Genomic DNA, 15,283 nt, shown 5'->3' with positions numbered 1-15,283 from the left:
ACACATATCTAAATTATACGATTCGGTAAATATACAGAGAATGTAGTTCCCTCTCCAACAACACTTGTGACAGAAATTTTCCCATCATGACCTTGAACAATATTTTTAGCAATCGCAAGCCCGAGTCCCGTTCCACCTTTTTTCCCGCGTGTTCTTGCTTTATCAGCTTTGTAAAAACGATCAAATAAAAATGGAATATCTTCTTCTGGAATGCCTGCGCCTGAATCTTGCACTTCGAAAGTAAGGCCATTATTTTTCGTATCAATTACAAGTGTCACATGCCCACCTGCATTCGTATGACGGATTGCATTATCAATTAAATTCGTCAACACTTGTTCCATACGGTCTGCATCAAACGGATATTGTTCAATTGGACTTCGGAAATCAACTGTTAGTTCAACTTCTTTATCCTTTGCAATCCCTTGGAATTTACGACCAATTTTTTCGACAAATGGATGAATATCTACTTCACCTATATGTAACTCTACATTACCACTTTCCATACGCGCTAAATCTAATAACTCATTTACAAGTTTACCTAAACGAACAGATTCATCATAAATGATTTGAACAAATTCATTAATTTCTTCTTTCGTTTGCACAATATCATCTAAAATCGCTTCACTATACCCTTGAAGCATTACCATCGGTGTACGAAGTTCATGTGATACATTCGCAATAAAGTCTTGACGCATCTTCTCAAGACGACGTTCTTCCGTCATATCACGCAACACTGCTACAGCCCCACGAATTTTCGTTTGATTGTAAAGCGGCGTCATAAGAACTACGTAGTTCCCTTTTTGCAAATTAATTTCAACAACTTGTTGTTGCTCACTTTCTACAACAAGATGGAATAGTTCAACAAGTTCAGAAGGTAGTTTTTTACTGAGCTCTATCTCTTTCTCTTCTTGCCAAACTTGTAAGAAATGTTCAGCCGGTGGATTAATAACAACAACTTCACCTTCTTGATTTAACGTAATAACTCCATCTGCCATACTACTCAAAATGCTAGCTAACTGCTCTTTTTCTTGCTGCAAAGCATTCATATTAAACTTCAACTGCTTACCCATTTGATTTAAGGCCGTTGCAAGCTCACCAATTTCGTCCTGAGATACCATAGGAGCTTTCGCATCAAACTTTCCACGCGCCACTTCAAAAGCAACCTCACGCATCTTTCGGAGTGGTGCTGTAATTCGCGTAGATAAGAAGAATGCGAAGAACGTTGTTAAAATAATCGCAATACCTGCTGATAAGAAAATGAAGTCAGTCGTTCTCTCCATACCTTGTATCGGAACTTGTAAAGATTCATATACGAACACAGCACTTTGATTTTTTGACTGCACCGGTTTCCCGACGATCATAATATCATTTTCAGTATTTTTAATCTTTCTACTATTAGAAGCTTTTCTAATGTTATTCTTAATTTCTTTTTTGTCTGTAAAAACAGCCGCTAATTCTTTATCTTCTTTCAAATCATCCATTGTAAGAGTGACTAACCCTTCTTGTTTCGGCGAAGAAGATATTTCCTTACCATCTTCTACAATAATGATCCTTGAAAGTGGATCAGAGAATTTGTACGCGATATTTTCAATCGTTTTTACATCGGCACCTTCTTCAATTAACTCTGAAACACTTGTCGCGACTTTCTGAAGTCTAGCTTCGCTCATATCAACATAATACGTTCTAAAAAACTGTGAAAGTAAAATCGCAACAAATCCAAGAACAAACGAAACGAGAAGTAATATGGTCATCCATAACTTCCCTACTACACTTCTCCAAAGCATCAGTCGTTCACAACCTCAAACTTGTAACCTACGCCCCAAACGGTAACAATCATCTTCGCTGCATCTGGTGATTTTTTGCTTAACTTCTCACGTAAACGCTTTACATGCGTATCAACTGTACGTAAATCTCCGAAGAATTCATATTGCCATACTTCTTTTAACAATTGCTCACGATCGAATACCTTATCAGGAGCTTTCGCTAAGAATAACAGTAATTCATATTCTTTTGGTGTTAAGTTCACTTCATTTCCATCTGCTGTAACACGATGTGCATCATTATCAATTGTTAAATGCGGGAATACAGTAACATCTTTTGTCGTTGTATCTTGTGTAAAGAATGTTGTTGGTACAGAACGACGTAATACCGCTTTCACACGCAGCACTACTTCACGCGGGCTAAATGGTTTCACAATATAATCATCAGTTCCTACTTCAAACCCTTGTACTCTATTTACTTCTTCACCTTTTGCTGTCAGCATAATAATTGGTGTTGCTTTCTTCTCACGAACCCCTTTGCACACTTCGATACCGTCTTTACCAGGCATCATAAGATCCAATAGGATTAAATCATAATCATTTTGTAACGCCATTTCTAAAGCTGTATCACCATTATCTGCCTCTTCAATCGTGTATTGTTCTCTTTCTAAATACATTTTTAATAAACGGCGGATACGATCCTCATCATCTACAATTAAAATTCTTGATTCATTTTCCATTTCTACCCGCTGCGTATTTTTACAACAACGGTTCACACCTACCCTTCTACACTATTATGTTGCGCTATTCTCGTTTATTTAAGCAATCCTCTAAATGTTTCACTTCCCATACTATGCTTCACAAGAATAATAAATTTTGTTCAATTTTTTTCCAAAACTATGTATTTTTTTTGAACAGTATATAATGTCCTCGACATCATTTTACAAAATCAACCGCTACTTTGTCATGTTTTTCTCAAAAAAGAAGAAAAGTTGACAAAAATAAAATAGGAAAGTGACATACACTCTCCTATTTTATTTCTCTATGCATATGAATGTAAACCCGCGATAATTAAGTTTACTACAATAAAGTTAAACATAATGATTGCAAAACCAATTACTGCTAACCACGCTGATTTCTCTCCATGCCATCCTTTTGATAAGCGTAAATGTAGTACCGCAGCATAAAAGAGCCAAGTAATAAGCGCCCAAACCTCTTTTGGATCCCAGCCCCAAAAACGTGTCCAAGCGATTTGAGCCCAAATCATCGCAAAGATTAACGCCCCTAATGTAAATATTGGGAATCCAATTGCTATAGAACGATATCCAATTTCATCTAATAAATCACTATTTGTATTTTTTACTAACGGCTGAAGTGCCGCTGATACTCGTTTGCGTAAAACAAGTCTTAATACAATATAAAGTAGCGTTCCAACTATCACTGACCAAATAACAGTATTTAATTTTTTGGCATTTACAATCGCCGGAACTTCAACTGTCGGCTCTAATTTATTTTCTGTCAATAGCTTTCCTTCATGCGGTCCAACTAAAGCCGGAAGATTATACTTCATCTCAACTTGTTGTTCATTTTTATCAACCCATTGAAACTTCGCTTCATATTTCATACTAGAGAATACCGTTGTTACCGCAATAAATCCTACTGTACAAACAAGTGTAAATACTACCGTTTCTAGCCAAAATGTACGCTTACTTTTCGTTGATTGATCTACATTTTTCAATAAATACATCACGCCCGTAATAAAACTAATTGCTAAAATCGCTTGTCCTGCAGCTGCAGTCGTCACGTGAATATGTAACCAATTACTTTTTAAAGATGGAATAAGCGGAGATATTTCCCTTGGGAACATACTTGCATAGGCAATTAATAAAAGCGCAACTGGTAATGCAAATAATCCAATTATACTTACGCGGTACATAAAATACATCACAATAAATGCCCCAACAAGCATCATACCGAAAAATGTACCAAATTCAAAAAAGTTACTAACTGGTGCATGACCTGATGCAATCCATCTTGTAATAAAATATATTGTTTGTGCAATAAATCCTAAAATTGTGATTGTTATTCCTATATTTGCCCATTTATGACCCTTTTCTTTAATTGCTCCCCCAAAAAATAGAGTTGCAATTAAATATAAAATAAATGCGGTAAAGAGAAAGTTACTACTTATTTGCACCATATCGTTTCCCCACCTTAACTAATTTTTTTATCAATTACTTTATCATTTGGTTGCGGAATTGCTGTACCTTCTAGTACTCTTTCAATATCTTTCTTTAAACCGAACCAATTTTTATTCGTATGCCCTGCAACCCACCATTCATCATTAACACGTTGTATCCAAATACGTCGATGATTCCAATACATACCTTGAATCACACCAACCATAAATATAAATCCTCCAATACCGAGAATCCAAAGCGTTAAGTCTTTCCTTACAGTAAGTGCTGTTGCATTTTGCATTTCCACACCTGCGAATGACATTTTATATTTATTGTTCCCATCAGGTTCTATATTTTGCTGAATACCAACAAAACTCACTTCACCATCTGGCGTCTCAGGCGTAAACATTTTAAATACGAATGCAGGATTGTTTGGTAATTTCGTTTTTGTATTCGGTTTTCCATTCTCATCAAAATAAAAATCTGGGAAATAACTTAATAGCTCTAGAGAATAACCATTTCCTAAATCGTATTTTTCTGTTGGATTCGCTAAATTTACTTTAATCGGTCCCCACTTTTGATTAGTTTCTTTATTTTGTAAATTAAAAGACATGCTTTTAAATTCACTTTCTTTATAATCCACTTGATAAACAGCAAATCGATCAAATTTCAGTGGCTCATTCACTCGAATTTCCACGTCTTTTACTTTTTCCAGTTTCGGTTTTTCTCCTGCTATATTTTCTCCTACCGCTTTATATAATACAGCATTCGTTTGGAAGTTTTTCGCAATCATTTTATCACCAACACGATCAATTGCCTCATCATAAACTTCTTTATCCTTACTCTTATCATAAACTTCCTTTATAAATTTTTCGTTTTTCAAATAGTATTGTCCATCAGTTCCTGGTATTTCTTTCGTTTCACCATCACGTAACCAAAGTGCTTCGTCTACATACATACTCGGTAAAAAACGTAGCATTGCACCGAATAAAAAGATAATAAGACCGATATGATTTACATATGGACCCCAGCGTGAAAAACGTCCTTTTTCCGCTAAAACATTTCCGTCTTCCACTTTTACATTATAGTTTCTTTTCTTTAAATTCATTTGTAATCTTTCCAAGTCACCATCTTGCGGAGTGCCAGTCCCGTATAATCTTTGTCTCTTTAAAAAGCTTGGGTGTCTTTTTACACCTTGCTTTTTTAAAGCTTTATAAAGCGGAATGACACGATCTAAACTACAAATCACTAGTGAAATCCCTATAGAAGCAATTAACATCATGTACCACCATGAACCGTATAAATTATTAAATCCTAATTGATAGTATAATTGCCCTAAAAATCCGTATTCCTGTTTATAATATTCAGCTGGTGCAATCCCTGGAGTTATGTACATTTCTTGCGGAAAAATAGTTCCTATCGCTGAAGCAGCTAAAGTAATTACGATTAGCCATACGCCCACTTTTACAGAAGAGAAAAAGCTCCAAATTTTATCGACTATCGTTTTTGTTTGCGTGAGAGATCTCCGAGCACTCCCCTCATAGCGCATATCCAATAGTTTTACATTTTCATTGCTTTCAAATGGTTTCCCACAAGCTTCACAAAAAACGGTTCCTATCGGATTAACATGTCCACATTCACACTTAATTTCTTTCAACACTCTCACCGCCCCTGTATCTATATGTACTATTGTATATTCTAACCTCAAGTTACCGCAATACTCAGAATTTTTAAACCAGAGGCACTATTGGTATGCACCTCGTATGTAAAGGCTTTCTTTCTTACGGAGTAATTTTCTTTAAATATCCTTCTAACTGTTCTTTCGTTTGTTCACCTATAATTTGCTCCACTACTTTTCCATCTTTATCAATCAAAAAGCTTGTCGGTAATGGGCCCACTCCATATGTCCCTATAATCTTTTGTCCTTTATCAATTGCAACTGGGAATTTCAATCCATATTGGTTCACAAAATTCTTTACTGCAATATCTGTTTCATCTGCATCTAACGCAATAATTTCAACGCCTTTTTCTTTATACTTTGGATATAATTCATTCATATAAGGCATTTCTTTTTCACAAGGTTTACACCAAGTTCCCCAAAAGTTTAAAAATACCCCTTTTCCCTTTAAGTCCTTTAACTCAATTTTCTTTCCTTCTAAATCCGTCACAACAAAATTTGGTGCTTCTTTTCCGATTTTCATTTTCTCTTTATCAGCGAAAAATCCTTGATAGAGTGTAAATCCTACAGCACCACATAAAATGAGCATAATGATTACACGAAATAATAAGCGATTTTTTTTCATATTGCCTCTCCTTTCTTCGACAAATGTATGTATTATTTTCTGTAAATGTTGTATTGAATAAATCACCAGCAGAGCACTCCACTGGTGAAATTTTAACTCTATAGCTTATCTTGGCTTTGTAGAAGCAAGCGCACGTAACTGTTTCACCTCATGTGGTGTCAATTCTCTTGCATCACCAGGTCGCAGGCTCCCTACTTCTAAGAAAGCATAACGTTCACGTTTTAATTTCACTACTTTACAATCTAACGCTTCAAACATACGACGTACTTGACGATTACGTCCTTCATGAATCGTTAATTGTACAATTGCCATCTCTTTACGCTTGTCCCAAGAAATAATTTTCACATTTGCTGGTGCTGTTTTTCCATCTTCTAATGCAACACCTCGTTCTAACATGCGAATTTTTTCACCTGTTAATGGCCCTTTAATTTTCGCAACATATGTTTTTTCAACTTTATATCTCGGATGCATTAATACATTCGCGAAATCTCCATCGTTTGTCATCAATAATACGCCAGACGTATCATAATCTAAACGTCCAATTGGGAATAAACGTTGTCTAATTTCAGGGAAAAAGTCTGTTACAACATTTCTTCCTTTATCATCTGATACACTTGAAATTACACCAGTTGGTTTATATAGTAAAAAATAAACAGGTTCTTCTTTTTCAAGAGGGATGTTATTTACTTCTACTTTATCTTGAGGAGTTACTTTTGTTCCTAACTCTTTCACTATTTTCCCATTAACTTTCACTTTTCCTTGCTGAATTAATTCCTCAGCCTTTCTTCTCGATGCAATACCTGCTTGTGCAATCACTTTTTGTAATCGTTCCATTTCTTTTTTTCACCTCGAATTTATCTTACCTTACATTAGAAAGACTTGGCAACCGCATACGCTTTGCGGCTATTCACTCTATCTCACTTAAACAACATAGCGATGATAATAAACATATAAAGGTCAAACCATGTTTTTATCCTTTATTATTGTCCACATTTTTCATATTTCTCACAATAAAAGTTCATCATTTTGTCAAAAATACCACATAAAAAAACCACTATTAAACTACACGTTAATAGTGGTCGTATACGTATTATAAGCGAAATAGCACAAAAAATGAATAGTATTACCGAAACAATAGAGAAACAAACACAATCGAGCAAATAATTCCGATTAAATCTGCAAACAATCCTACTTTTAATGCATCTCCCATTTTCCTAATCCCAACAGCTCCAAAGTATACTGTTAAAATATAAAAAGTCGTATCTGTGCTCCCTTGCATCGTGGAAGCCAATCTCCCAATAAACGAATCCGGCCCATATGTCGCAATTAAATCAGTCGTAATACTTAAACCAGCAGATCCCGAAATTGGACGTATAAGTGCTAGTGGAACAATTTCCGCTGGGACGTGAATTAAGTCTAACATCGGCTTCATTACAGATATCATCGCATCTAACGCTCCAGACGCTCGAAAAATCGAAATGGATACAAGCATTCCAACCATAAACGGTAAAATTGAAACTGCAATTTGAATCCCTTCTTTTCCTCCCTCAACGAACGATTCATACGTCGGAACTTTTTTTATCGTGCCATATAAAAGGATAAAACCGATTACACAAGGGATTACCCATAATGAAATTGTATTTACAATACTCATTTTTTCCGCCCCTTTCTACTCCTTCTTCGGTAAAAATAGCGGTCAATCCAAATTGCTCCTATCATAGAGAGTACTTGTGCAATGAATGTTACCCCAACAATTTCAGTAGGATTCGCTGATTCATAAGTCATTCGAATCGAAATGACAGTAGTAGGAATTAATGTAATAGCAGATGTATTTAGTGCTAGAAACGTCACCATAGAACGACTTGCTGAATCCTTTCCTCCATTTAATTCTTTCAGTTGCTCCATCGCTTTAATACCAAGGGGGGTTGCTGCATTACCTAATCCAAAAAAGTTCGCCATCATATTGGATAGAATAAATCCCATTGACGGATGATCCTTTGGTATTTCTGGAAACAATCTTTTTACTATCGGCATAAAAAGTGTAACTAACTTCTTTAACAACCCTGCTTCCTCTGCAATTTTCATTAAACCAAGCCAAAATACTAAAACACTAATAAGTCCTATACAAATCGTTACCGCATCTTTTGATCCTTCAAATATAGCTTTAGTTACTTCTTCCATCGTTCCGTTTATCATGGCATACACAATCCCTATGACCGCCATCGCTGCCCAGACTAGATTAACCATCGTTCCCAACACCTATCATGTAAGAAAAAATTTCTTTCACATTATTCCAATACATTCCTGTTGTAGCTACTAACTTCCGCTTACTATAAAATAAATTCCGTTCTCCAACTTTCTCATTACCAACATAAACATCTGTCTTTCCAACCTTTACTCCGTCCATAAGTTTTACACTTGTATCCAGTTCAACTTTTAATACCACGCTCTTTTTTTCCTCTTCTGTTAAAGGTACAGAAAAACTATTTTTCGTATAAACATGATTGGCATATTTCTTTTCATTTATTTCAGCGAGTGCTCCTTGTCCTAAAACTTTTGTTTGCTTGAAACGTTCAAACCCTTTGTCAAATAAATTCATATGATCATCCCAATCACTAGAAGCACTTAAAGTTACGACTATTAAATCTAGTCCATCTTTTGATGCCGTTGTAACAAGCGTTCTTCCCGCTTTCTTCGTAAAGCCCGTTTTTCCTCCTGTTGCAAATTCATAATAAGACGTCACCAGCTTATGTTTATTCTTCCATGGATAATCCCAAGAATCTGATTTATACGTTTTTGTCCCAAAAATTTTCTTAAAGGTCTCGTTCCCCATTGCGTATTTCGTTAAAAGTGCCATATCATAAGCCGACGAATAATGTGATCCATCTCCATCCAGGCCATGAGGGTTTGAAAAGTGAGTATCTTTCATTCCAATTTCTTTTGCCTTTTCATTCATTAAATATACGAACCCGTCTATACTCCCACCCACATTTTCAGCAATTACTTGCGCTGCGTCATTACCAGACCTAAGCATAAGTCCGTAGACTAAATCTTCTAACTTCACTTTTTGTCCAGGTTTCAAATAAATTGCCGATCCTTCTACTCGTACTGCTTCATTACTAACTGATACTAGTTCTTTCATCTTTCCTGATTCAGCAGCTAACAATGCTGTCATAATTTTTGTTATACTAGCAATTTTTTGTGGTTCATGCTCTGCTTTTCCGTATAATACACGACCAGAGTGTTGTTCCATTAATACTGCATTTCGAGCACTCACATTGCTATTCATTTTTGCATATGTAGGAATCGGCATAACACTTGCGTACATAATAAAAAGCGTGATTATTACACAAATTCGTCTCATATTTCCCCCCACGTCCTTTTGGCACTTTTTGTACAAGTGTATGCTTGGCCTTTTAAAATATGAACGAAATCTTCCTTCTCCTTCTAATAAAAAAGACGCATAAAATATGCGTCTAATACGGTGTCCATTCAATTTGTTTCGCACTTTCAAATCTTTTTTCTACGTCAGGCCAATTTATAACATTCCACCAATTTTTAATATATTCATCTTTTCGGTTTTGGTATTGTAAATAATACGCATGTTCCCATACATCTAGTACAAGGAGTGGTATCGTATCCCATTGTGTAAATAATTGATGAAGTGTACTCTGCAAAATTTCTAACCTTCCAGATCGGGGTACCCAAACGAGAATCGCCCAGCCTGAACCTTCTACTTTTGAGGCTGCTTCTGTAAAATGTTTTTGAAAACGTAAAAAACTCCCAAAATCTTGTTCGATCTGTTGTGAAAAAGCACCTCTTGGACTTCCACCACCATCTTTTTTCATATTACCCCAAAATATTGTGTGTAAATAATGACCTGATCCATGAAAAGCAGCTTCTCTTTCCCAATGCTTAATCAAATCAAATTGATTGGTTTTTCTCGCTTCTTCCATCATCTTCTCTGCCTTATTTAATCCTTCCACGTAACTGCGATGGTGTTTATCATGGTGTAACATCATAATCTCTCTAGAAATATACGGTTCTAACGCATTATACGGATAAGGTAATGGGGGAAGTGTATGTCCTCCAATCGGAACAGCCCGTTCACTATCCCCTCTTTCATGCAGTTCATATTCGCCCTCGTCCTGCATAAATACTTCCTGCAGGTGATGCTGAATATGTTCTACATCATCACTTATTTCATACATAAACTCCGCATCTGTATCGTATTCATGCTCTTTCATGCGCTCTAATAACGTTTGAATTTTATAAGCAAGCATATGGACATCATACACTTCCATTGCACGGCTATCTAATACGTGAAGAACACTTTCACACCAGCTTTCTACTTCATGAAAGTAATCTGTAAATACACCTTGCTGACTCATGTTACACCTCCTTAATGCTATCCACTTAAATATATTCAAAGAAAATCCCTTATATAACTGTACAAAAAGAAAAGAAACTAAGTCCTCTTAGCTTCTTTTCCTTAATTAGTATTTGTGTAACATCTTTGTTTGGTAATCCGTCTCATAATATTCTAGTTCTTCACGCATCAATTGAAATTTACCTTCTAAACTCTTCATCACTTGCCCTATAGATGCAGGTGGTGTTTGTTGAAAAACGATAGAGTTTTTCCCTGTATATGCAGAACGACTATTTTCATACCAGTGATCGCTCTTTGGTGAAAAAAACTCTGCAATTACTTGATGATAAATCTTATACAAAATTTTTTCAGCTGCTGTTTTTCGAAATGGCTGGCTATTCAATAAAACAAAACACGCATCATGTCCCTCTTCACAAAAAACGAGAAGACGTCTTATTGATGCTAATAACCCTTTATAATATTGCTCGTTCCCTGCTGGTGTCTCTTCTAATAAAGAAGGCAACGTATGATAATTTACATAATTGGTTATCAAAGTAATAACATCTTCTAAAAACATAGAAACTTGTTCTGTTTGATTTTCAACCATCAAATTAGACATTTCTTCTCTCTCCTTTGCCATTTCACGCAATTTCTACTCTTTTATTTTTATGTAATTCAGCCAATATTTCTTGTACTTTCACCACTGTATCGGCATCAAAATATTGTTGAAATTCTTCTATATTATTGAGATACAAACGTTTTTGTGTGCGAAGCTCCTTATCTTTTACTAAACAAGATATCGCTACAATATCCCGCAAATATATGTCTTGTTCTTCTACTTTACATACTGGATTTCCTTCAAAAAGAGTAATTTCTTGTAAAACTTCTTCAAAATATCGAACGTATAAAACTGAAAAAGTTTTCTCCTTACCATTTAATATGTATGTCACTTCAGATCTATTAAAAAAATCTTCTGATGTATTAGGTTTTGCTTTCTCTAATTCATACCCCGCATAACCTATTATTATCATCTGTTTCCCCTCTCTTCCTTCTTTCACTTTATTTTAACCTAATTTTCTGACAAACGAAATATTCTTTTAAATATACCTATATAAAAAATAGCTTCCCTATACAGGAATTTACCTTTTTATTTTTATTGAAGTTTGTCATAATAATAATATTGTCTCAGTTTTCTTATACAAGGAGAGTTGTATTTATGTCGTTTTCATGGAAACGTTTCTTACAAATCGGGAAAATAATCTTCCCATTTGTTGTATTAACAATTGTATTTTTTCAAGCAAAAAAAGAATTAGCAGGCATTTCTTTCTTAGAAGCGATTGATTCCATTAAAAATATTCCAACTGGAGGAGTCTTTTTAGCAATTACACTTGGTGCATTTGCTGTATCAACAATGTTCTTTTATGACTATGTGATGCTTCGTTACTTAAAGGCTGATATACCTGTCCAAAAGATTTTCCGTATCTCATGGATTGCTAATACTTTAAATGGATTTATCGGATTTGGCGGTCTCGTTGGAGCTGGTGTGCGCACGATGCTGTACCGTCCATACATAAAGGAAAATGGCAAACTTATTAAAAGTATCGCCTGGATGACAACTGCCTTTATTAACGGGTTGGCCATTCTTTCATTCCTCGGCCTTATCGGAATATTAGACACTCGCTTTATTTTACATGAAAAGCCGTGGCTATGGCCTGTTCTTATTTTCTTTGCTCTTTTCGTCCCTATATACATTGGCTTTTCTAAACTTAAAAATAGAAAAACAAAACAAACCGAAGGACTAGAAGAAGAAGCAGAAGAGAAAAATCCTACTGTTTTATACTCATTAGTTTCATTAGTCGAATGGGTATCTGCTGGTATTGTTATGTACGTCATTTTAATATTATTTGGAATTGATATCGAATTTCAAAAGTTTTTAGGTGTGTATGTCATTGCTGCTTTAGCTGGTGTCGTAAGTCTTGTTCCTGGTGGTCTTGGATCATTTGACCTTGTCTTCATAACTGGACTAGGACAATACGGCATTGATACAGGTGTATTACTGCCTGCTATGTTATTATACCGCCTTGTCTATTACATCTTACCTTTCTGCCTCGGTCTCATTTTTGCAGCTTTTGAAATGACTGGAGCAGCCATTAAAAAATTTGAAGATAAGCCTTTTATTGCGCCTGCATTAGAAACAACTGGTGTTATATGGACTTTGCAGCGTGACTTTTTAGGAAAACTAGGTTCATGGGCATCTGCTGCTTTAACAGTATTTGCTGGCTTAATGGTTATTTTGTCGACCATTCTACCAACAAGTATAAACAGGGCGCACGCCTTACATATTCTAGCTCCAAAATATCTCATTCAATTTTCTTTTAGCTTATCGCTAACATTCGGTATTCTCCTCCTAATCCTTTCACGTGGGATATATTACGGAACAAAACGTTCTTATTATATGACGATTGTTTCTTTAATTGGAGCGGCTATCTTTAATACACTAAAAGGAATTGATATTGAAGAAACATTTATTTTATTAATCGTACTCGCTGTATTATATATGCTTCGAAAAAGATTTGTACGCGAGAAAATAGAAGTCTCCCTTTCTGATATCGTAAAAGTTTTTATATTCTTACTTGTAACGTTATATTTATATAAAAACCTAGGTATTTTATTTGCAGGTGCAAAAGAAGCTTTTAAACCTGATTTTGTCGTTCGTAATATTACACAAGTGAAACGAAGCGCATTAGCCGCTGCCTTTTTCGTTCCTACTTTTTTACTGATTGGCTCACTCATTGCCAATCGTTATCGAAATGAATTTCCCGGGCAACCAGCTAACGATAAAAGATTGCAAAACTTTTTAGATGAACATGGCGGAAATGTACTTAGTCATTTAGGCTTCTTAGGAGATAAACAATGCTTCTTCAGTAGTGATGGGAAAGCGCTCCTTCTCTTCTCCATAACTGGGAAACGTCTTGTTGTACTAGGTGATCCAATTGGTGATTCATCATCCTACCGTACTGTGTTGCAAGAGTTTTTAGCTGAGGCTGATCGATTTGGATACATTTGCGTATTCTATCAAATCGAAAGTAAATGGATGAGTTTATACCATGATTTTGGTTATAACTTCTTTAAACTTGGTGAAGAAGCTGTCGTTGATTTAAATACATTTACAATAACAGGAAAAAAACGCGCTGGTATGCGGGCTACTTTCAATCGTTTTGAAAGAGAAGGCTATACATTCGCTATTCATGAGCCGCCATTCTCAGACGAATTATATGAAGAGTTAAGGAAAGTTTCAGATGCATGGCTTGGGGGGAAAAAAGAGAAAGGTTTTTCACTCGGATACTTCGATCGTGAATATATTAGCCGTGCTCCTATCGCTACATTATCTGATGCAGAAGGAAAAATCATCGCATTCACAACCTTTATGCCCGTATATCAAAGCGGATCACTGTCTGTTGATTTAATGCGCTATTATCCAGATGCGCCTAGCGGAATTATGGATGCAATTTTCATCCACTTATTCCACTGGGCAAAAGAAAATAACTACCACTCCTTTAATATTGGTATGGCACCACTTTCAAATGTTGGTTTATCAACACAATCTTTTTGGTCTGAACGAGTTGCTGCTGCAATCTTTAATAATGTTCGTTATACGTATAGTTTCAGCGGATTACGACACTTTAAAGAAAAATATAAACCAGCATGGAGCGGTAAATATTTAGCATTTAGGAAGAATCATTCTTTACCAATTACAATGCTCTCTGTAACAAAATTAATAGGAAAAAGAAAAAACAGCTAAACATTTAGCTGTTTTTTCTTTTTTGAACTTGTACAATAAATTCCTTTTCATATTTCTTACCATTTATATAAAAATCTCCCCATATTTTATATGTTCCTTCTACAGGAAATGTAATGCGATATTGTAATTGCTCATCTGTATCAACTGGTATTGCGTATAAAAAGTTTTCTCTCGTTTCGTCCACGATATAGAGCGCCTCCACTTCTCCTCTCTCTGAATGTAATTTCAATTTTTCACCCTTTTTTGCTTGGAATTGAAATGTTAACGTCGCCGGTTCATTCGGATGCAATGCACCAAATAAAAGAGAAACTTCATACTCTCCTATTTTTTTTGTAAGTACACTATCAATTTGGGTTTTCACCTTTTTCTTATTGTTCTCTTCTTTTTCTTTCCCAAAATCTTTCTTAGCGAATGATTCTACGGACTTATTTTCTTCTTCATATAAAAATATTGTATACCCTTCATCTTTCGCTATTTTGGAAGATAACTTATATGAACCATTCCCCGCAAATGTAGGTTTCATTTGTTGTACATGTTTTAACTGCCCATCTACAATAACTGCCCGAATTTGATCATTCACACCACGAACTTCATTATTATTTTTATTTCGCAATTGAAATAAAATATCAACTTTCTCATTTCCCTTTCCATTTGACACATCCCATTTTACTTCCTGAACATCACCTACAGTCTCTGTGGTTTCCTGATACTTTTTTATGTAAAATCCGCCTACTACAACAAATAACAACGCAACAAGTCCAATGACAAGGTTTTTCAAAACATCACCTACCATTTTTACTGTCTCTATTCATACAAAACTTCTTACATATATATTCTAGATTATGATTTATGAAATCCTCCTATTTTGA

14 protein-coding genes are annotated in these 15,283 nt (G+C 35.3%); 1 reads left to right on the top strand and 13 read right to left on the bottom strand.

What is annotated here, in order from left to right:
- Positions 1-8 precede the first annotated feature (8 nt).
- From resE to MR065_RS13740, 12 genes are all read right to left on the bottom strand, one after another.
- Entirely contained in the window at positions 9-1,784 is a 1,776-nt protein-coding gene (resE, locus tag MR065_RS13795) for a sensor histidine kinase ResE (RefSeq protein WP_097902343.1), read from the bottom strand.
- Entirely contained in the window at positions 1,784-2,500 is a 717-nt protein-coding gene (gene resD / locus MR065_RS13790) for a DNA-binding response regulator ResD (RefSeq protein ID WP_000426862.1), read from the bottom strand. The genes resE and resD overlap by 1 nt, the downstream gene beginning before the upstream one ends.
- Before the next feature lie 302 nt (positions 2,501-2,802).
- The gene (gene resC / locus MR065_RS13785; RefSeq protein ID WP_242214048.1) at positions 2,803-3,960 is read right to left on the bottom strand and encodes a cytochrome c biogenesis protein ResC; all 1,158 of its coding nucleotides are present in this window, start codon (positions 3,958-3,960) and stop codon (positions 2,803-2,805) included.
- Between the two features lie 14 nt (positions 3,961-3,974).
- Entirely contained in the window at positions 3,975-5,600 is a 1,626-nt protein-coding gene (resB, locus tag MR065_RS13780) for a cytochrome c biogenesis protein ResB (protein ID WP_242214047.1), read from the bottom strand.
- 121 nt (positions 5,601-5,721) lie between these two features.
- Positions 5,722-6,243 carry a thiol-disulfide oxidoreductase ResA gene (gene resA / locus MR065_RS13775; RefSeq protein WP_242214046.1) on the bottom strand — a complete coding sequence of 174 codons (522 nt, stop codon included), beginning with the start codon at positions 6,241-6,243 and terminating at the stop codon, positions 5,722-5,724.
- Positions 6,244-6,348: 105 nt separating this feature from the next.
- Entirely contained in the window at positions 6,349-7,077 is a 729-nt protein-coding gene (gene rluB / locus MR065_RS13770) for a 23S rRNA pseudouridine(2605) synthase RluB (protein WP_097902347.1), read from the bottom strand.
- Positions 7,078-7,366: 289 nt separating this feature from the next.
- Positions 7,367-7,897, bottom strand: coding sequence for a spore maturation protein SpmB (gene spmB, locus MR065_RS13765; protein WP_002201161.1), 531 nt, complete (start codon positions 7,895-7,897; stop codon positions 7,367-7,369).
- A complete protein-coding gene (gene spmA / locus MR065_RS13760; protein WP_242214045.1) occupies positions 7,894-8,490 on the bottom strand; it encodes a nucleoside recognition domain-containing protein in 597 nt (198 codons plus the stop codon). The genes spmB and spmA overlap by 4 nt, the downstream gene beginning before the upstream one ends.
- Positions 8,483-9,607 carry a D-alanyl-D-alanine carboxypeptidase DacB gene (gene dacB / locus MR065_RS13755; RefSeq protein ID WP_242214044.1) on the bottom strand — a complete coding sequence of 375 codons (1,125 nt, stop codon included), beginning with the start codon at positions 9,605-9,607 and terminating at the stop codon, positions 8,483-8,485. The genes spmA and dacB overlap by 8 nt, the downstream gene beginning before the upstream one ends.
- Positions 9,608-9,719: 112 nt before the next feature.
- The gene (locus tag MR065_RS13750; protein ID WP_098267200.1) at positions 9,720-10,634 is read right to left on the bottom strand and encodes a superoxide dismutase; all 915 of its coding nucleotides are present in this window, start codon (positions 10,632-10,634) and stop codon (positions 9,720-9,722) included.
- Between the two features lie 105 nt (positions 10,635-10,739).
- Positions 10,740-11,231: a YpuI family protein gene (locus MR065_RS13745; protein WP_097902350.1), complete on the bottom strand. Its 492-nt coding sequence runs from the start codon at positions 11,229-11,231 to the stop codon at positions 10,740-10,742.
- Positions 11,232-11,253: 22 nt separating this feature from the next.
- A complete protein-coding gene (locus MR065_RS13740) occupies positions 11,254-11,643 on the bottom strand; it encodes a hypothetical protein (RefSeq protein ID WP_242214070.1) in 390 nt (129 codons plus the stop codon).
- Positions 11,644-11,828: 185 nt separating this feature from the next.
- Between MR065_RS13740 and mprF the strand changes: the two genes are divergently transcribed.
- Positions 11,829-14,414, top strand: a complete 2,586-nt coding sequence (gene mprF / locus MR065_RS13735) for a bifunctional lysylphosphatidylglycerol flippase/synthetase MprF (protein ID WP_242214043.1) — start codon at positions 11,829-11,831, stop codon at positions 14,412-14,414.
- A gap of 4 nt (positions 14,415-14,418) precedes the next feature.
- Here the strand turns inward: mprF and MR065_RS13730 are convergent, their stop codons facing one another.
- The gene (locus MR065_RS13730) at positions 14,419-15,207 is read right to left on the bottom strand and encodes a hypothetical protein (protein ID WP_242214042.1); all 789 of its coding nucleotides are present in this window, start codon (positions 15,205-15,207) and stop codon (positions 14,419-14,421) included.
- Between the last annotated feature and the right edge of the window lie 76 nt (positions 15,208-15,283).

It is taken from the genome of Bacillus cereus group sp. BfR-BA-01383, from assembly GCF_022663495.1.
GTDB lineage: Bacteria > Bacillota > Bacilli > Bacillales > Bacillaceae_G > Bacillus_A > Bacillus_A cereus_AU.
The sequence above is the reverse complement of the archived record's forward strand: the minus strand, read 5'-3'. Positions and strand labels throughout refer to the sequence as shown.

Bases quoted from the DNA above. Each gene is read 5' to 3' on its own strand.
- resE (WP_097902343.1), bottom strand. From the start codon at position 1,784: ATGCTTTGGAGAAGTGTAGTAGGGAAGTTATGGATGACCATATTACTT.
- spmB (WP_002201161.1), bottom strand. From the start codon at position 7,897: ATGAGTATTGTAAATACAATTTCATTATGGGTAATCCCTTGTGTAATC.
- resC (WP_242214048.1), bottom strand. From the start codon at position 3,960: ATGGTGCAAATAAGTAGTAACTTTCTCTTTACCGCATTTATTTTATAT.
- mprF (WP_242214043.1), top strand. From the start codon at position 11,829: ATGTCGTTTTCATGGAAACGTTTCTTACAAATCGGGAAAATAATCTTC.
- spmA (WP_242214045.1), bottom strand. From the start codon at position 8,490: ATGGTTAATCTAGTCTGGGCAGCGATGGCGGTCATAGGGATTGTGTAT.
- dacB (WP_242214044.1), bottom strand. From the start codon at position 9,607: ATGAGACGAATTTGTGTAATAATCACGCTTTTTATTATGTACGCAAGT.
- MR065_RS13750 (WP_098267200.1), bottom strand. From the start codon at position 10,634: ATGAGTCAGCAAGGTGTATTTACAGATTACTTTCATGAAGTAGAAAGC.
- rluB (WP_097902347.1), bottom strand. From the start codon at position 7,077: ATGGAACGATTACAAAAAGTGATTGCACAAGCAGGTATTGCATCGAGA.
- MR065_RS13745 (WP_097902350.1), bottom strand. From the start codon at position 11,231: ATGTCTAATTTGATGGTTGAAAATCAAACAGAACAAGTTTCTATGTTT.
- resD (WP_000426862.1), bottom strand. From the start codon at position 2,500: ATGGAAAATGAATCAAGAATTTTAATTGTAGATGATGAGGATCGTATC.
- resA (WP_242214046.1), bottom strand. From the start codon at position 6,243: ATGAAAAAAAATCGCTTATTATTTCGTGTAATCATTATGCTCATTTTA.
- MR065_RS13730 (WP_242214042.1), bottom strand. From the start codon at position 15,207: ATGGTAGGTGATGTTTTGAAAAACCTTGTCATTGGACTTGTTGCGTTG.
- MR065_RS13740 (WP_242214070.1), bottom strand. From the start codon at position 11,643: ATGATAATAATAGGTTATGCGGGGTATGAATTAGAGAAAGCAAAACCT.